Annotated in this window: 14 protein-coding genes and 1 pseudogene; 7 read left to right on the top strand and 8 right to left on the bottom strand. The window is 71.2% G+C overall.

Going from position 1 to position 16,430, the window contains the following annotated elements; translation table 11 throughout:
- Window positions 1-43 precede the first annotated feature (43 nt).
- Complete coding sequence (locus AC3RX0_RS11260; protein WP_491506072.1) at window positions 44-1,111, top strand: LacI family DNA-binding transcriptional regulator; 1,068 nt, start codon at window positions 44-46, stop codon at window positions 1,109-1,111.
- Window positions 1,112-1,238: 127 nt separating this feature from the next.
- On the opposite strand, the gene AC3RX0_RS11265 is transcribed toward AC3RX0_RS11260, so the two are convergent.
- Window positions 1,239-1,691 carry a hypothetical protein gene (locus AC3RX0_RS11265; RefSeq protein ID WP_491506073.1) on the bottom strand — a complete coding sequence of 151 codons (453 nt, stop codon included), beginning with the start codon at window positions 1,689-1,691 and terminating at the stop codon, window positions 1,239-1,241.
- Between the two features lie 146 nt (window positions 1,692-1,837).
- On the opposite strand from AC3RX0_RS11265, the pseudogene AC3RX0_RS11270 reads away from it, so the two are divergent.
- Window positions 1,838-1,930 (top strand): annotated as a pseudogene (locus tag AC3RX0_RS11270) (GNAT family N-acetyltransferase); the annotation flags it as partial.
- A 56-nt stretch (window positions 1,931-1,986) separates the two neighbouring features.
- Here AC3RX0_RS11270 and AC3RX0_RS11275 read toward each other — a convergent pair.
- From AC3RX0_RS11275 to AC3RX0_RS11285, 3 genes are all read right to left on the bottom strand, one after another.
- Window positions 1,987-3,687 (bottom strand): MFS transporter, encoded by a 1,701-nt coding sequence (locus AC3RX0_RS11275; protein ID WP_491506074.1) that lies wholly within the window; start codon window positions 3,685-3,687, stop codon window positions 1,987-1,989.
- 93 nt (window positions 3,688-3,780) lie between these two features.
- Window positions 3,781-4,626 (bottom strand): VOC family protein, encoded by an 846-nt coding sequence (locus tag AC3RX0_RS11280; RefSeq protein WP_491506342.1) that lies wholly within the window; start codon window positions 4,624-4,626, stop codon window positions 3,781-3,783.
- 113 nt (window positions 4,627-4,739) lie between these two features.
- Window positions 4,740-6,059: a uracil-xanthine permease family protein gene (locus AC3RX0_RS11285; RefSeq protein ID WP_491506075.1), complete on the bottom strand. Its 1,320-nt coding sequence runs from the start codon at window positions 6,057-6,059 to the stop codon at window positions 4,740-4,742.
- Between the two features lie 119 nt (window positions 6,060-6,178).
- Between AC3RX0_RS11285 and AC3RX0_RS11290 the strand changes: the two genes are divergently transcribed.
- Entirely contained in the window at window positions 6,179-6,418 is a 240-nt protein-coding gene (locus AC3RX0_RS11290) for a DUF2249 domain-containing protein (RefSeq protein WP_491506076.1), read from the top strand.
- A gap of 3 nt (window positions 6,419-6,421) precedes the next feature.
- Here the strand turns inward: AC3RX0_RS11290 and AC3RX0_RS11295 are convergent, their stop codons facing one another.
- Window positions 6,422-7,372, bottom strand: a complete 951-nt coding sequence (locus AC3RX0_RS11295; protein ID WP_491506077.1) for a phosphoribosylaminoimidazolesuccinocarboxamide synthase — start codon at window positions 7,370-7,372, stop codon at window positions 6,422-6,424.
- A gap of 112 nt (window positions 7,373-7,484) precedes the next feature.
- Here AC3RX0_RS11295 and AC3RX0_RS11300 point away from each other — a divergent pair, with 112 nt between their 5' ends.
- Together AC3RX0_RS11300 and AC3RX0_RS11305 are read left to right on the top strand one after the other, a co-directional pair.
- Complete coding sequence (locus AC3RX0_RS11300; RefSeq protein ID WP_491506078.1) at window positions 7,485-8,108, top strand: PadR family transcriptional regulator; 624 nt, start codon at window positions 7,485-7,487, stop codon at window positions 8,106-8,108.
- Window positions 8,105-9,643: an MFS transporter gene (locus tag AC3RX0_RS11305; protein ID WP_491506079.1), complete on the top strand. Its 1,539-nt coding sequence runs from the start codon at window positions 8,105-8,107 to the stop codon at window positions 9,641-9,643. Before AC3RX0_RS11300 ends, AC3RX0_RS11305 begins: the two co-directional genes overlap by 4 nt.
- Before the next feature lie 9 nt (window positions 9,644-9,652).
- Here the strand turns inward: AC3RX0_RS11305 and AC3RX0_RS11310 are convergent, their stop codons facing one another.
- Together AC3RX0_RS11310 and AC3RX0_RS11315 are read right to left on the bottom strand one after the other, a co-directional pair.
- Complete coding sequence (locus AC3RX0_RS11310) at window positions 9,653-10,507, bottom strand: siderophore-interacting protein (protein ID WP_491506080.1); 855 nt, start codon at window positions 10,505-10,507, stop codon at window positions 9,653-9,655.
- A gap of 106 nt (window positions 10,508-10,613) precedes the next feature.
- Window positions 10,614-13,142 carry a CDP-glycerol glycerophosphotransferase family protein gene (locus AC3RX0_RS11315; RefSeq protein ID WP_491506081.1) on the bottom strand — a complete coding sequence of 843 codons (2,529 nt, stop codon included), beginning with the start codon at window positions 13,140-13,142 and terminating at the stop codon, window positions 10,614-10,616.
- A 97-nt stretch (window positions 13,143-13,239) separates the two neighbouring features.
- Between AC3RX0_RS11315 and AC3RX0_RS11320 the strand changes: the two genes are divergently transcribed.
- A complete protein-coding gene (locus tag AC3RX0_RS11320) occupies window positions 13,240-14,106 on the top strand; it encodes an LLM class F420-dependent oxidoreductase (RefSeq protein WP_491506082.1) in 867 nt (288 codons plus the stop codon).
- A 3-nt stretch (window positions 14,107-14,109) separates the two neighbouring features.
- On the top strand, window positions 14,110-14,904 hold the full coding sequence (locus AC3RX0_RS11325) for a class I SAM-dependent methyltransferase (protein ID WP_491506083.1): 795 nt from the start codon (window positions 14,110-14,112) through the stop codon (window positions 14,902-14,904).
- 198 nt (window positions 14,905-15,102) lie between these two features.
- Here the strand turns inward: AC3RX0_RS11325 and purD are convergent, their stop codons facing one another.
- Window positions 15,103-16,374 carry a phosphoribosylamine--glycine ligase gene (gene purD / locus AC3RX0_RS11330; RefSeq protein ID WP_491506084.1) on the bottom strand — a complete coding sequence of 424 codons (1,272 nt, stop codon included), beginning with the start codon at window positions 16,372-16,374 and terminating at the stop codon, window positions 15,103-15,105.
- Window positions 16,375-16,430: the final 56 nt, after the last annotated feature.

The raw sequence follows: 16,430 nt of genomic DNA on the forward strand, positions 1-16,430 counted from the left end.
CCGAGCGGCGCCGGGCCGGTACCATCCCTCACGGGAGGAACCGATGGTGGCAGCATCCGGACCCACGACGGCATCCGGGCGGGAATCGGCGCGAGGATCATCGCGGGGGCCGTCGCGCGGGGCGGCGACGATCGAAGAGGTCGCCGCTGCGGCGGGGGTGTCGCGCTCGACGGTCTCGCGGGTGGTCAACGGGTCGAGCGCGGTCAGCCCCGAGGCGCTCGAGGCGGTGCAGCGTGCGATCGCCGCGCTGCGTTACGTGCCCAACCGGGCGGCGCGCTCGCTCGCGAGCCGGCAGACGCTCGCGATCGCCCTCGTGGTGCCCGAGGACACCACGCGGTTCTTCGGCGACCCGTTCTTCGCGGCGATCGTGTCGGGCATCAACGACCGGCTGGTGCGCAGCGACTACGTGCTGAACCTGTTCATCGCCAGCGACGACCCGGGCCACAAGATGACCAGCTATCTGCGCGGGGGCAACGTCGACGGTGCGATCGTCGTGTCGCACCACACCAGCGACACGTTCGTCGACCTGATCAGCGCCGCGATGCCGGTCGTGTACGGCGGACGCCCGGTGCGGCCACGCGAGGACGACTACTACGTCGACGTCGACAACGCGGCCGGCGGTCGGGATGCCACGGCCTACCTGATCGAGCGGGGACACCGCCGCATCGCGACGATCACGGGTCCACTCACGATGCAGGCGGGTATCGACCGGCTGCAGGGCTACCGCGACGCGCTCGCCGCGGCCGGGCTGGACGAGGGCGGCGTCGCCGACGGCGGGTGGACGGCGCGGGGCGGAGCCGACGCGATGCGCGCCATCCTCGACGCGGGGCCGGCGCCCGACGCCGTGTTCGTCGCCAGCGACCTGATGGCCGAGGGAGCGATGCGCGTCCTGCGCGAGCGGGGGCTGCGCGTGCCCGACGACGTCGCGATCCTGGGCTTCGACGACTCGCCGATCGCGACGGCGGTGACGCCGGCGCTGAGCACGATGCGCCAGCCCTCGCACGACCAGGGCGAGCAGATGGCCGACGTGCTGCTGCAGGTGCTGGCCGGCGGCCTGCCACCGCACGCCACGATCCTCGCGACCGAGCTCGTCGTCCGCGCGTCGGCATAGGGCCGCGGCCGAGAGGGCGCAAAGTGCGCGTCGGCCGGCCTCAACCGCGCACTTCGTGCGATCTCGACGGCACCCCGCCCGGCTCGGGGGTCAGGCCGGCGGCTCGGCGGCACCCCTGCGGCGGGCGTCAGCCGGCAGCGCGCTTCACCAGCTCGGCGATGCGCTCCTCGTCGGCCTTGGTCAGGCCCAGAATCGCGTACGCGGTCGGCCACACCTGGCCGTCGTCGAGCATCGCGTTGGTCTCGAACCCGAGGGTGGCGTAGCGGTCCTTGAACTTGGCGGCGGGCTTGAAGAACAGCACGACCTTGCCGTCCCGCGTGTAGGCGGGGAATCCGTACCAGGTCTTCGACGCGAGCTGCGGGGCCGCCGTGGTCACGATCTGGTCGATCTTCTCGGCGATCGCCCGGTCGGTGTCGTTCATCGCGGCGATCGCGTCGACGAGGTCCTGACGATCGAGGGCCTGCAGTTCTGCGGGGCTCTTGCCCTTGCGCTCCTGCGCGCGCAGCTCGGCGGCGCGCTGGCGCATCGCGGCACGTTCTTCGGCGGTGAATCCGGACTTCGTGTTTCGTTCGGGGCTCATGATGAAGACGATACGGATGCCGCCACCCCGCCGCTTATCGAATCCTGCTCACCCCGCAGTGTCGTGTGACGACGGGGGAGTGCTCGAACACCTCGCCCTGCCCGTCGAACGAGCTGATCGTCACCGTCGAGGCCGACGGGTCGCTCGTGGGCACGCTGCAGCTCACGCCGATCCCGGGCATGGCGCGCCGCGGCAGCACGCGGCTGCTGGTCGAGGCCGTGCGGGTCGCGAGCGAGCGCCGCTCGGCGGGCATCGGCGGTGCGATGATGCGCTGGGTGATGGATGCCGCGACCCGTCACTCGACGGCGCCCTCATTCGACGGGCCGTCCGGCGACTCGCCCGGTGCGTACCGCCGGAGCTGGCCCTCCACGCCGTCGGTCGCCGCTCGTGTGCTGGACACGAAGCCCAACACCGCTGCGGTGAAGCGGTCCGAGTCGAGCGCCTGCAGCTGCAGCGGGGTGCGGGCCACGATCGTCGCGGTGCGGGGCATGCGACGAAGCAGTGCGATCTCGCCGAAGCCCTGGCCTGGTCCGAGCACCGTGACGAGGCGTCCCTGACCCAGGACATCGGCCTGTCCGGACCGGATGACGTAGTAGAGGTCGCCCACGTCCCCTTGGGCGAAGACGGTGGCGCCCTGCGGCACCGCGACGGGCATCAGCCCGCGGGCGAGGTGCTCGATTGCCGGAAGCGGCAGCGGATCGAGCATCGGCACCCGCTGCAGCAGCGCGATCTCGCCGTCGAGCGCCTTGACGGAACCGTCCAGGGTGCGCAGCCGCCACCACGACGCCACGGCCAGGACCGGGCACACCAGCCCGATGACGATGAGGGCCCCCTCGACGCCGATCCATTCGATCAGCACAGAGGTCGCGATCGCCCCGGCGCCGAACGAGACGGCGGCGAGGCTCTCGAGGATCGTGAACACGCGCGCCATGACGGCATCGGGCGCCAGGCGACCGATGAGGGTGAACCCGGCCGCGTCGATGAGCGCGTTGGCGACGCCGACCAGCGCCAGAAGGCACAGCGCCGTCGCCTGCTGGGGGAAGACGCCGATCAGCGCGATGGGCATTCCCCACATGCCGACCCCGATCGCGAACCAGCCGCCCAGGCGCCATCTGCCCACCAGCAGCGACGCGGCGAGCGAGCCGATCACGGCGCCGGCGCCGAAGGCCGCCATGAGCGTTCCGGTGCCCGCGTCGCCCATTCCGAGCAGCTGCACCGCGACGACGACAGAGAAGACGGTGAGCGCTCCGCGCGTCAGGGTCTGCGCGCTGACCAGGCCCAGGATCAGCATCAGATCGCGATGTCGGGCGACGACGCGGATCCCTTCGGCCGCCTCGGCGACGAGGGCGGGCCGGTGCGCCGCCGCCCGGCGCGCGGGCGCCTCGTAGCGCAGCCCGAGCACGAGCAGGACGGCGCAGAACGCGGCCGCCGCGGCAACCGCCATCACGAGCGCGACGTCGGTCACCGCGATCAGCACGGCGGCGACGAGCGGCCCGACCAGGTTCGCGGTCGAGTCGAGCAGCCCGCGCACGACGTTCGCGTTCGTCAATTCGCCGCCCGTGCGGCTGAGCGTCGGCAGCAGTGCCGAGTGCGCGGGGCGGAAGAGCGTCGCCGGCACCGCCGAGGCCGCCGTGAGCGCGTACACGATCAGCACCGGGCCCGACGCCGCGACGACCACGGCCGCGACAGCGAACGCGAGGCCGCGCAGTCCCGCCACGATCGCGAGCACGCGTTCGCGTCGGCCGCGGTCGGCCAGCGGCGCCAGCAGAGGCGTGAGGAACGCGGGCGGCAGCATCCTGATCAGTCCGACGATTCCAACGGCGAGCGGGCCGCCGGCGTCGTAGGCGACGACGCTCAGCGCGACGGTGAACGTGCACTCACCGGTCCAGGCGGCGAAGAAGCTCAGCTGCGCGCGGCGCAGGCTCGGGTTGCGCCAATTGCTGGCGAAGGCCGCGGCAGCTTCACCCAGTCTGCCGCGGGTCGGCCCACGGCCCATGCGCAAACTCTAGGACCTCGGGGCCCGCGGTGACCAGAGTGCGCCGCACGCCGGCCGGCTCACCCCCGCCGGCGGGCTCACCCCCTCGCCGGCTCAGCCCGCGGTGCGCTCGGTCGCGGTCGCGTGCAACGCGTTGTTCCAGGGGTCGTCGAACGACAGCGTGCGCCCGTCGTCGCGCACCTCGAATCCGTGGTGGCGCAGGCGCTCGCCGAGCTCGCCCAGGTCGTCGCCGCTCGGCAGGGCCAGGTCGATGCGGCCGAGGCCCAGGGCGGGCATGCGGGGACCCGCTCCCCGCGACTCCCATACGTTCATGGCCATGTGGTGGTGGTAGCCGCCGGCGCTCACGAACAGCGCCTGGTTCCCGAGCGTCGCGGTGGTGTCGAAGCCGAGGGCGTCGACATAGAAGGCGCGCGCGGTCGCGACGTCCCCCACCGACAGGTGCACATGTCCGACGGATGCCGCGACCTGCGCGGTCGCGCCCGCCAGAGCCTGCTCGGTCAGGTGCTCCTGCAGGTACCGGTTCGGGTCGAGGTACATCGTCGCCATCTCGACCCGGCCGTGCGTCCACGACCATTCGCTGCGCGCGCGGTCGAAGTACAGCTCGACGCCGTTGCCCTCGGGATCGGTGAAGTAGAACGCCTCGCTGACCAGGTGGTCGGCGCTGCCGGTGAACGTGCCGGGCGCGCGGCGGGCGGTCGAGTAGAGCGCGGCGGCCAGCGCCTCGCGCGTCTCGAACAGGATCGCCGTGTGGTACAGCCCGGCCGAGCCGGCGGCGGCGTGCCGCAGCGACGGCTCGTGGCGCAGGATCACGATCGCGCGACCGGCGCGGCCGAGCGTCACGGTGTCGCCGTCGGCGTCGAGGACCTGCAGCGTCACGGCATCGCGGTAGTAGTCGGTCATGGCGTCGAGGTCGCCGACGAGCAGGGTCACCGCGCCCATCGCGGTGTCGGCGGCCAGACGGTCGGGACGCTCGACGCCGGGCTGCGCGAGGGGTGCGATGGAGAAGTCATTCACACGAATGGACAACCCCCGGCATCCCCCGCGCATTCCCCCTACTGGGGATCGCCGCCCAGCGCGCGCACGGCGGGGATGGGGCCGCCGTCGTCGGCGCCGGTCTTGCGCCAGCGGGCGATCGCGTTGCCGCCGTGGTAGATCACGAGGGCGGCGGCCGCGCCCAGCACGATGCCGTTGAGCTGGAAGGCGCCCCAGCCCATCGTGAAGTTCGCGATCGCGATGACCAGGGCCACGGCGCCCGTGTACTGGTTGACCGGGCGTGAGAAATCCACCCGGTTGTCGACCCAGATCTTGATGCCGATGATGCCGATCAGGCCGTACAGCGCGGTGGTGGCCCCGCCGAGCACGCCCGGGGGGATCGTGTTGAACAGCGCGCCGATCTTCGGCGACAGGGCCAGCAGGATCGCCACGATGCCGGCGACCCAGTACGCGGCCGTGGAGTACACGCGGGTCGCGGCCATGACGCCGATGTTCTCGCCGTACGTCGTCGTGCCCGAGCCGCCGAACGCGCCGGCGATCACGGTCGACGCGCCGTCGGCGATCAGCGCCCTGCCGGTCTGCTTGTTGACCGAGGCGTCGGTCATGGTCGCCACGGCCCGCACGTGCCCGACGTTCTCGGCGATCAGCACGAGCACGACGGGCAGGAACATCGCGATCGCGCCCCACGTGCCGGGGGCCGCGAAGTTCGCGATGTGGAACTCGGGCAGGCCCACCCAGGGCTGGGCGTTCACGGCCTTCCAGTCGATCTGGTCCTGGTAACCGGCGTAGACGTAGCCGACGACCACGCCCAAGAAGATCGAGATCCGTCCGAGGAACCCGCGGAACAGCACGCTGAACAGGACGACGGCCACCAGCGTGATCGTGGCGGTCACGGGCTGCTTCTGCACATTGCCCCACGCAGCCGGCGCGAGGTTCAGGCCGATCAGCGCGACGATCGCGCCGGCGACCACGGGCGGCATGAACCGGTCGACCCAGGCGATCCCGGCGAACTGCACGACGAAGCCGACGATCGCCAGCAGGAGGCCGACGGCGACGATGCCGGCGAGGGCGGTGCCCATGCCCTGGGACGCCGTGGCCGCCGTGACCGGTGCGATGAACGCGAACGACGAGCCGAGATAGCTGGGCAGCTTGTTGCGGGTCACCAGCAGGAACAGGATCGTCCCCAGGCCCGAGAACAGCAGCGTCGTCGAGACCGGGAACCCGGTCAGGATCGGCACGAGGAAGGTCGCGCCGAACATCGCCACGACGTGCTGCGCGCCGATCGCGATCGTGGCCGGCCAGCTGAGGCGTTCACCGGGATGCACGACAGCGCCGGGCGCGACGGTGCGGCCGTTGCCGTGCAGGGTCCAGAGGGGCATGCGGACTCCAGGGTTCGGAGGGACGGGAAGGTGGCGGGATGCCGCCCGGGGATGACTTTATCGGGGCCCGACCCCCTCAGACGGCGCTAACGTCGGAGGTGTCCGAAGAAGGGAGCTCCATGAGCGAGCCCGAAGTCCTCGATGTCCGCAGCCTGGTACCCGCGCAGCGCCACCAGATCATCTTCGAGAAGTACGGAGCCCTCGAACCGGGCCAGTCGTACGTCCTCGTCAACGACCACGACCCGAAGCCCCTGTACTACCAGTTCGCCGCCGAGCACGCGGGGCGCTTCTCGTGGGAGTACCTCGAAGAGGGCCCCGAGGTGTGGCGCGTCGAGATCGGCCGCCCCGCCGCCGAGTGACGGCTACGCGGTCAGGCGCTCGATGAGCTCGCGGTAGCGGGCGGCGGTCCGCTCGACGATGTCGGCGGGCAGCTCCGGCGGCAGGTCGCTGCGGTCCTGCCCACGCCCACTCGACGCATCGCCGGCGCGCTGCGCCGAGCCTCCGGGCGCGTGGGTCCAGTGCGCGGCGAGCCAGTCGCGGACGATCTGCTTGTCGAAGCTCGCCATGCGCTCGGCGGGGGTCGAACCGGTGCGCCAGGCCTCGGCATCCCAATACCGCGACGAATCCGCCGTCAGCACTTCGTCGGCGAGTGTGATCGTGCCGTCGTCGGCCGCGCCGAACTCGAACTTCGTGTCGGCGAGGATCAGGCCGCGCTCCAGCGCGGTCGCTGCGGCGCGCACGTAGATGTCGATCGACAGTGTGCGCAGCTGATCGGCCCGGTCGGCGCCGATCAGTTCGACCGTCTGCTCGAACGTGATGTTCTCGTCGTGCTCGCCCATGGGCGCCTTGTGCGCGGGGGTGAAGATCGGTTCGGGCAGCCGGTCGCCGTTGTGCAGTCCCTCGGGGAGAGGGATGCCGCAGACCGTGCCGCTCTGCTCGTATTCGGCCCATCCCGACCCGGTGAGGTAGCCGCGCACGACGCACTCGATCGGCAGCATGGCCAGGGCCCGGACGACCATCGCGCGGCCGGCCACGGCATCCGGGGCCTGGGCGCCGGGGATCAGATGGTTCGGGATCGGCGCGCCGCCGTCACCGCCCGCCAGCTGGTCGAACCACCACAGGCTCAGCGTCGTCAGCAGCTCGCCCTTGCCGGGGATGCCCGGGGTGAGCGAATAGTCGAACGCGCTCACCCGGTCGCTGGCGACCACGAGCATGCGGTCGGCGTCGTCGGCGTGCCCTTCGGGCACATAGAGGTCTCGGACCTTGCCCGAGTAGGTGTGCGTCCAGCCGGGCAGTTCTTCGGGAGTGCTCACCCGCCCATCCTCCCATCCGGCGGCCTCGTCTCAGTCGCGCTTCGCGCGGCCTCGCTCAGGGACCTCAGGGGGTGTATAGTCCATCTGGACTAGTCGATATGGAGCAAGTGGGATGAAGGATGCCGCGCTCACGCCGTTGGGGGTGATGGTGCTCGCGCTGCTGCACGAGGCCGACATGCATCCCTACGAGATGATCCGGCTGCTGCGTCACCGCCGCGAGGACCGCATGGTCAAGCTCACCAACGGCACGTTCTACCACACGGTGTCGCGGCTCGAGCGGGACGGCCTGATCGCCGAGGTCGGCGTGGACCGTGACGGCAACCGTCCCGAGCGCACCACGTACACCCTCACCGAGGACGGTCCGGCAGCGCTCGCGCAGTGGGTGCGCGCGCATCTCGGGCGCGCCGACGGCGCACAGAACTTCCGTGTCGCGCTCGCCGAGGCGCACAACCTCGACCGCGCCGAGGCGACCGTGCTGCTGGCCGCGCGAAGAGATGCGCTCGCGGCGGAATACGCGGCACTGACGGCGGGGTTGCACGATGCACGGGGCCGTGGATTCTCCGAGCAGTACCTCATCGAAGTCGACCGGCATACCGCACTGCTGCGCGCCGATCTCGACTGGACCGACTCGCTTTTGGCCCGTCTCACGGGCGAGGGCTTTCCGTGGGGACCCGGCGACCTGACGCCCGAGAACCGCGCAGCTCGACAGACGATGCGAAAGGCAGCTCAGCAATGACCGAAACCTCCGCCGCACCGCAGGGCGCGGCATCCGGACCGGATCAGAGCCATCCGCGCAGCCCGTGGCCTGCGCTGTGGGCACTGGTCGTCGGGTTCTTCATGATCCTGGTCGACACCACGATCGTCTCGGTCGCCAACCCCGCGATCAAGGCCGCACTCGACCCGAACACGAATAATCTCGACAACGTGGTGTGGGTGACCAGCGCCTACCTGCTCGGCTACGCCGTGCCGCTGCTGATCACCGGGCGACTGGGCGACCGGTTCGGTCCGAAGAACCTGTACCTGATCGGTCTGGCGCTGTTCACGCTGTGCTCGCTGGGCTGCGGCCTGTCGACGACGCTGCCGATGCTCATCGCGTTCCGTGCCGTACAGGGCGTCGGCGCCTCGATGCTGACCCCGCAGACCATGGCCGTGATCACCCGCACGTTCCCGCCGCACCAGCGCGGTGCCGCGATGGGGCTGTGGGGCGCGACCTCGGGAGTCGCGATGCTCGTCGGGCCGCTTGCCGGCGGCCTGCTCGTCGACGGTTTCGGCTGGGAATGGATCTTCTTCGTCAATCTGCCGGTCGGGGTCATCGGCTTCGTGCTCGCGTGGATCCTGGTTCCGAAGCTGCCGACGCATCAGCACCGGTTCGACATGGTGGGCGTGTTCCTGTCGGCGGCGGCGTTGTTCTTCATCGTGTTCGGCCTGCAGGAGGGCGAGAAGTACGACTGGGGAAAGATCTGGGGCCCGATCACGGTGTGGCAGCTCATCGCCTTCGGCGTCGTGCTGCTGGGCGTGTTCATCTGGCAGCAGGCCACGACCCGCAGCGAGGCGCTCGTGCCGCTCGGCCTGTTCCGCGACCGCAACTTCTCGGTCTCGAACCTCGGCATCGCGGTCGTCGGGTTCACCGTGACGAGCATGACGCTGCCGATGATGTTCTTCATCCAACTCGCCCGGGGACTCACCCCGACCGACTCCGCCCTGCTGATGATCCCGATGGCGGTGCTCGCCGGCGTGCTCTCGCCGTTCGCCGGTCGGCTGCTGGACCGCACCGACTCGCGACTGCTGCTGGTGCCCGGCCTCGTGCTGTTCGCGGGCGCGCTGTTCTGGTATTCCGCGCTGAGCACCATGGACACCCCGATCTGGATGTTCCTGCTGCCGTCGGCCGTCATGGGCATCGGCAGCGCGGGCCTGTGGGGGCCGCTGGCCACGACCGCGACCCGCAGCCTCGAACCGCGCCAGGCGGGCGCGGGATCGGGCATCTACAACACGACCCGCACGATGGGCTCGGTGCTCGGGTCGGCGGCGATCGCGGCGTTCATGCAGGCGCGGCTCGAGGCGAACCTGCCCGGAGCCGCTTCGAACGCCGGCGGGTTCGGCGACGTCAAGCAGTTGCCGTCGTTCATCGCCGGTCCCTTCTCGGACGCGATGGCGCAGTCGATGCTGCTGCCCGCGATCGTGATGGCCGCCGGCGTCATCGTCGTGCTGTTCATGAAGGATCCACAGGCGACCACGGCCGCCCAGTGGCAGCACGCGCACGCCGAGGCGTAGGTCCCGGAGTCAGTCCATGTCGGCGGGGTCGATCGGGGCGTGGTGGTCCCACGCCTCGACACCCTGCCGCCAGTAGCCGGTGACCGTGAACTGCTCGCGCGGCAGGTTCAGGGTGTGGCGCAGGTGGCGGCGCAGCGGAACGAGCGCGGATGCCTCACCGGCGGCGAACACGTAGGTCGAGGCATCCACCCCCACCGCGGTGAGCGCGGCCACAGGGTCTGCGCCAGCGGGGTGAAGACCGAACGCTTGCGTCGAGAACGTGCGCAGGTACGCGCGCGCCGCGTCGAGGTCGGGCACGTCGGCGATGATCTCGACCGCCGTCGACGCGGGCACCTCGCTCAGCCAGCGCCCCGCCGACGGCAGCGAGGTCCCGTCGACCACGAGCACCACGCGGGGCGCGTTCCGCGTGGCCGCCTTCGATCCGCGCGGGCCGACGAGCACGAGCCGGTCGCCGACCCTCGCCCGCGTCCCGAACAGGGCCGCAGGCCCGGGACCGGGGTGGTTCAGGATGTCGAGATCGACCAGGCGGCGCCCGTCGTCGTCGCGCACGTTCAGCGGCGTGAAGTCGCGGCCGAACGTCGTGGCCTGCGGGCGGATGACGCCCTCCTCGCCCGGCCCGGCCGCCACCGGCGCCACGAGCTCACCCGTCGTCGGGTCGGGGAAGAACGTCCGCGCGTGATCGCTCGGCCCGTCGCTGCGGAAGTCGCCGAATTCCGGCCCGGTGAGGGTCACCCGGATGTACTCGGGCGTCGGCCGGCTGACCGCGACCACGGTCGCCTCGCGCGCCGTGAACCGGTGTCGTGCTCTGTCGCGGTGGAACAGGGCCTCGGCATCGGTCGTCGGTGCGGCTGCGGCATCCGTCATGTGTCTTCCTCGCTCCGGTGTCTTCGTGTGGGGGCTGCGCCCAGCCTAGATCGCCGGCGAAGTGTCGTGTCCGGCCGCGGCATCGACGGATCACGCGCGCCCCGCCTCAGAACGTGCGGATCGGGCTCGTGAAGGCGGCGTCGGAGCGACCGGCGGCGATCAGCGCGTCGAGCTCGGCGATGACCTCGGCGGTGTAGGCCGGGGCGTCCAGCCCGCTGGCCGCCACCTCGCCGCGCAGATAGGCGCGCATGCCGTCGCGCAGTGCGTCGTCGGACTGCTCCACCACGCGGATCGTGTCGCCCGGCAGCGCGTCGCGCACCGACCCGAACGCCGTCGAGACGATCGGCAGATCGCACAGCGCCGCCTCGAGCAGCACCATCGGCTGCCCTTCGTACGTGCTCGAGAGCACGAAGCAGTCCGCCGCGGCCAGGATCGGGAACGGGTTGCGGCGCAGTCCGGCCAGGAACGCGGCATCCGTCAACCCCGCCGCGGCGATCTGGCGCTGCAGGTCGGCTTCGAGCGGGCCCTTCCCGACGATCACGAGCCGCGCCTCGGGATGCTCGGCGTGCACCTGCGCGAACGCGCGCAGCAGCCGTGCATGGTTCTTCTCGGTCGACAGGCGCCCCACCGACACGAACCACGTCGTCTCGCGGTCCGGCTTCGCCAACTCGGTCACCCAGGCCGGCTCCGCCTCGTCCGGCTCGAGCACGCTCGTCAACGGCTCGGCCGCGCCGGCCACGACGCGTTCGACGTCGGGCAGGTTGCGGACCGTCGTGAAGCGCTCGGGCGGCGCGTAGGCGGCCAGTCCCTTGCGATTGAGCTTGGTCAGTTCGGGGGCGACCGACACCAGGTGGTCGAACGACCTGTACATCGAGAAGACGAGACCCAGCGAGCGCTTGAGGTGCTGTCGACCGGCGACGGTGCGCTCGCGGTCCGAGGCCATCTCGTTGTGCAGCCAGACCGCACGCGGTGCGTGCGGGGAGTGCAGCAGCAGGTTCGTCCAGATCGGGCTGTAGCCGCTGAAGTCGGCGACCCAGTCGAACCGCGCCGACCCGAAGACGCGCGCCCACTCGGCGTCCCACAGCGCGGTGTGCCACCGCTCGTCGCGCGGCGCGGGCGGCAGTCCCCGCCGGTTGCGGGCGTGCCGGCGCAGCTGCACCGCCTTCGACCCGTTCATTCCGCCGATGCGGAACACCTGCCGCACCGCCGGGTGGATGCGTGCCAGGTTGTGCAGCGGGTCCTCGGCGCGGAACAGCGGCATCAGCGCGGTCACGTCATAGACGTCGTGGTCGATCGCGTTCAGCAGGTTCACGACCGAGGTCGTGATGCCGTTCGAGCGCATGCCGCCGACGTAGAACAGCAGGCGCTTGCGCCCGTCGGTGCGCGCCGGGCGCACGCGCCGGCCGGATGCCGCGCCCCGGAACACGATGTCCACCACGCGGCGCGTCACCTCGCCGTCCTCGAGCGGCGTGAACCGCTCGGCCCACTCGGCGTACCGGGCGTGCGGCTCGCCGCCGCCCGCGCGGATGCCGAGCAGGGTGTGCAGCTGCCTGCCCGCCTCGGCCGGGTCGGCGGTGACCGGGCCCGGCAGCTCGTCGAGCGGCAGGTACGTGCCGCGGTCGTGGGCATAGGCATCCGCGTCCGGCGTGAAGAACACGATCGGCCGCCCGGTGGCCAGGTAGTCGAAGAAGATCGACGAGTAGTCGGTGATCAGCGCCGCCGCCGCCCCCAGGGTCACGTTCGTGGGGATCGTGTTGGGGACCAGGACGCTGCGCAGCCCCGGGCGGGCCGCGGCCAGCGCGTGCACGATCTGGTGCGTCTTCAGCAGCACGATCGCATCGTCGCCGACCTCTGCCTGGATCGCGGCGGTCTGCGCGGCCAGGTCGTCGAGACCGTCCTCGGGGTCGCTGAACGAGGCGCCGCGCCACGTCGGGGCGAACAGGACGATGCGCTTGTCGCCGACCGCGATGCCGGCGCGGGCGAACTCGGCGCGCACATCGTGCTGCTGCGCCTCGGTGAGCCGCTGCCGGTCGATGCGCGGGTAGCCCTCTTCGATGATGCGGCCCTGGTAGACATTGCGCAGCCGGTACGCGTCCTCGTACATCGTCTCGGCCATGAACGGGTTGGCCGCGAGCACGTAGTCGGCGGCGAGCAGATTGCGCAGGGTGTTGGCCGACTCGATCGCGCCGTTGGGCATGTCGAAGCCCATGAGCTTCAGCGGCGTGCCGTGCCAGGTGTTGACGTAGACCTGGCCGGGCCTCTTGCCGAACGCGGGCGGGAACGTCGCGTTGTTGATCAGGTACCCCGCCGACGACAGCTCGAGCCAGTACTCGAACGACCCGCGACGCACGAAGCGCACGCGCGGGTTCGCCGCGAACTCGGCCTGGAACCGGGCGATCGCCTGCTCGTCGTCGATCGACCACACGTGCGTCAGGTGGTCGAAGTCGGGACGGTTCAGCAGGTGGCGGAAGATCGCCTCGGGATTGCACAGCACGCCGTTGCCGGCGAAGGACTCGTAGAGCACGGTGTCGTGCGCGATCGGCTTCGACCGGGCGTAGGCGATGCGCTCGGCCTGCACGGCCCGCCCCGCGCGCGTGACATAGCGATTCAGGCGGCGGGGAAGGCGGAGTTTCACGAGAGTCGAGCGTAGACCGCGCGCCCGGTGACCTGCTGTGAGGGTTACGGGGTCGTTACCGTGGCCATCCCGAGTGGTCCAGGCATAGCCTGGCGGCATGCGCGCAGGAATCCACTTCTGGAACTACACGATGCCGCGGCAGCCGGCATCCATCCCCACGGCGATCGCCGAGAGCGCCCGCACCGCCGAGGACGGCGGCTTCGACCAGTTCACGGTCATGGACCACTGGTTCCAGATGGAGAGATCCGGCGACCCCGCTGAGCCGATGCTCGAGGCGTTCACGACCCTGGGGTTCGTCGCCGCGCACACGCAGCGGATGAGGCTGTCGCCGCTTGTCGCCGGCGTCACCTACCGGCACCCGGGGCTGCTGGCCAAGACCGTCACGACCCTCGATGTGCTCAGCGGCGGCCGCGCTGCACTCGGCATCGGCGCCGCGTGGTACGAGCGCGAGCACCACGCGCTGGGTGTGCCGTACCCCGCGATCTCGGAGCGCTTCGAGCGGCTCGAAGAGGCGATCCGCATCGTGCTGCAGATGTGGAGCGACGACGTCGGCCCGTTCGAGGGCGCGCACTACGCCCTGGCCGAGACGCTCAACAGCCCGCGGCCGGTCAGCGCGCCGCACCCGCCGGTCATGGTGGGCGGCAAGGGCGAGCGCAAGACGCTGCGCATCGCGGCGCAGTATGCGCAGATCGTGAACCTCATGACGGCCGACCCCGACGAGACGGCGCACCTGCTCGAGGTGCTGCGCCGGCACTGCGACGCGGCGGGCACGGATTACGACGCGATTGAGAAGCAGGTCATGGGCACCCGCATCAACCCGACCGGACCGGAGTTCTGGCCCGCGATGGAGAGGTTCGCCGCCCTCGGCATCGATCTCGTCGTCTTCGGCGTGCGGCCGGACCGGCAGGTCGAGTCCGTCGAGATGCTCGCCGCCGACGTCCTGCCGCGTCTGCGGGAGATGTGAGGCGTGGTCGACGCCAGGCTGGCGCAGTCGTTCCGTCTGATCGGCGAGGACTACCACCGCTACCGGCCGGGGTTTCCGGATGCCGCGGCGGCAGCCATTCTGCCGCATGCGGCTGACGCGGTGCCCGGTATCGACGCGGTGCCCGATATCGACGCGGTGCTGGACCTCGGTGCCGGCACCGGCAAGTTCACGTCGCTCCTCGTCGGTCGTGCACGGGAGGTGATCGCGGTCGAGCCGTCCGAGCCGATGCTCGCCGTGCTGCGCGCGACCCTGCCCGCCGTCGACGCGCGGATCGGCAGCGCCGAGCGCATCCCGCTCGATGACGACAGCGTGGATGCCGTGACCGTGGCACAGGCGTTCCACTGGTTCGACCGGGAGCCCGCGTGCGCCGAGATCGCGCGGGTGCTGCGGCCGGGCGGGGTGCTCGGGATGCTGTGGAACAACGCCGATCCCGGGTGCGACTGGGATCGCGCCTGCCATCGGATCGCGCACCCCGGGCTTGTGGGGGAGGGCGGCGAGCCTCGAGAGGCGCCCGAGGCCGCCGCCGACATCATCGGGCCGCTGCCCGGATTCGTGTTCGAGGCCATGACCACCCACCCCTGGGCGGAGCGCATCACGCGCGACGACTACATCCGCCGGTGGCTCACGGTCAGCTCGTTCCTCGCCGCCGACGAGCCGACCCGGGCTCGGATGGTCGGCGACGTCGAGCGCGTGCTCGACATCGATCCCGCAACCGCCGGTCGCGCCGAGTTCGACCTGCCGCAGGTGACCGACGTGTTCGTCTACCGCCGGGTCTGACGCCGAATGCTGCAGCTCTCCCCGGGGCTGCACTTCCCTGCTGATGCGGCAGTGTTTTCCTGGCGCATCAGCAGGGAAGTGCAGCGCTCGGTGAAAACGTGGCGCATGAGCAGCAAGCTGCAGCATTCGACGGACGGACGGACGGCCGCGTGGGGGGCCGGGCGGGATGGTGATGCGCGGGCGATCGCCGCGGGACCCTCAGCTCTCGACGACGCGGGCGGCGATGTCGGTGCGGTACTGGCCGCCCTCGAGTCCGATCTTCGCCAGCGCGGAGTAGGCGCGCGAGGTCGACTCGGCGAACGTCGTGCCCAGGCCGACGACGTTGAGCACCCGCCCGCCCGTGGCGACCAGGCCCGCGTCGGTCAAACCGGTGGCCGCATGCGCGACGTGCACTCCGTCGACGGCGGCTGCGGCATCCACCCCCGTCAGTACGCGCCCGGTGACGGGCGCCGCCGGGTAGCCCTCGCTGGCCAGCACGACGCTCACGGCGGTGGCGTCGGCGAACGCGGGGCGGGCGAAGTCCTCGAGGTGGCCAGAGGCCGCGCCCAGCAGCAGCTTGCTCAGCGGATCGACCAGTCGCGGCAGCACGACCTGCGTCTCGGGGTCGCCGAAGCGGGCGTTGAACTCGATGACTTTGACGCCCTGCTCGGTGAGCACGAGTCCCGCGTACAGCAGGCCGATGAACGGTGTGCCCTCGGCGTCGAGCTGGCGGATCACCGGCTCGGCGATCGTCGTGGTGACGAGCTCGACGAACGCGTCCTCGCCGCCGAAGTGCTCAAGCAGCCACGGCAGGGGTGAGTAGGCGCCCATGCCGCCGGTGTTCGGACCGTCGTCGCCGTCGCGCAGGCGCTTGTAGTCCTGCGCGGGGCTCAGCGGCAGCACGTGATCGCCGTCGCAGAGGAAGAACAGCGATACCTCGGGGCCGGCGAGGTACTCCTCGACCAGCACGGGCGCGGCGCCGATATACAGCGCGGCGTGGGCCAGGGCGGCCTCGCGGTCCTCGGTGACGATCACGCCCTTGCCGGCGGCCAGGCCGTCCGCCTTCACGACGTACGGAGCGCCCAGGTCGTCGAGGGCGGCGGCCACCTCGTCGAGGGTGTGCGCGCGCACGGCGCGACCGGTCGGCACGCCCGCGGCATCCATGATCCGCTTCGCGAACGTCTTCGACCCCTCGAGCTGCGCAGCCGCCTTGCCCGGACCGAAGACCGGGATGCCGCGCTCGCGCAGCGCGTCGGCGACACCAGCGACCAGGGGAGCCTCGGGGCCGATCACGACCAGGTCGATGCCGTGTTCGTTCGCGTACCCGGTGACGGCGGCGGGGTCGTTCGCGTCGAGCGGCACGACGATCGCGTCCTGTGCGATGCCGGCGTTGCCGGGGGCGGCGAAGATGTCGTGTTCGGCGTCTTCGGAACGCAGGGCGAGGATGATGGCGTGCTCGCGCGCGCCCGAGCCGAGGACCAGGATTCTCACCCGGCCAGCCTAGCCGCGCGCGGTGCGGGAGTTGCCGGATCCGTACCGCAGAATGA

The organism is Microbacterium sp. W1-4-2 (assembly GCF_058349885.2).

Excerpts from the sequence above, each read along its gene's own strand:
- AC3RX0_RS11260 (WP_491506072.1), top strand. The coding sequence starts at position 44 with ATGGTGGCAGCATCCGGACCCACGACGGCATCCGGGCGGGAATCGGCG.
- AC3RX0_RS11265 (WP_491506073.1), bottom strand. The coding sequence starts at position 1,691 with ATGAGCCCCGAACGAAACACGAAGTCCGGATTCACCGCCGAAGAACGT.
- AC3RX0_RS11275 (WP_491506074.1), bottom strand. The coding sequence starts at position 3,687 with ATGGGCCGTGGGCCGACCCGCGGCAGACTGGGTGAAGCTGCCGCGGCC.
- AC3RX0_RS11280 (WP_491506342.1), bottom strand. The coding sequence starts at position 4,626 with ATGGGCGCGGTGACCCTGCTCGTCGGCGACCTCGACGCCATGACCGAC.
- AC3RX0_RS11285 (WP_491506075.1), bottom strand. The coding sequence starts at position 6,059 with ATGCCCCTCTGGACCCTGCACGGCAACGGCCGCACCGTCGCGCCCGGC.
- AC3RX0_RS11290 (WP_491506076.1), top strand. The coding sequence starts at position 6,179 with ATGAGCGAGCCCGAAGTCCTCGATGTCCGCAGCCTGGTACCCGCGCAG.
- AC3RX0_RS11300 (WP_491506078.1), top strand. The coding sequence starts at position 7,485 with ATGAAGGATGCCGCGCTCACGCCGTTGGGGGTGATGGTGCTCGCGCTG.
- AC3RX0_RS11305 (WP_491506079.1), top strand. The coding sequence starts at position 8,105 with ATGACCGAAACCTCCGCCGCACCGCAGGGCGCGGCATCCGGACCGGAT.
- AC3RX0_RS11310 (WP_491506080.1), bottom strand. The coding sequence starts at position 10,507 with ATGACGGATGCCGCAGCCGCACCGACGACCGATGCCGAGGCCCTGTTC.
- AC3RX0_RS11320 (WP_491506082.1), top strand. The coding sequence starts at position 13,240 with ATGCGCGCAGGAATCCACTTCTGGAACTACACGATGCCGCGGCAGCCG.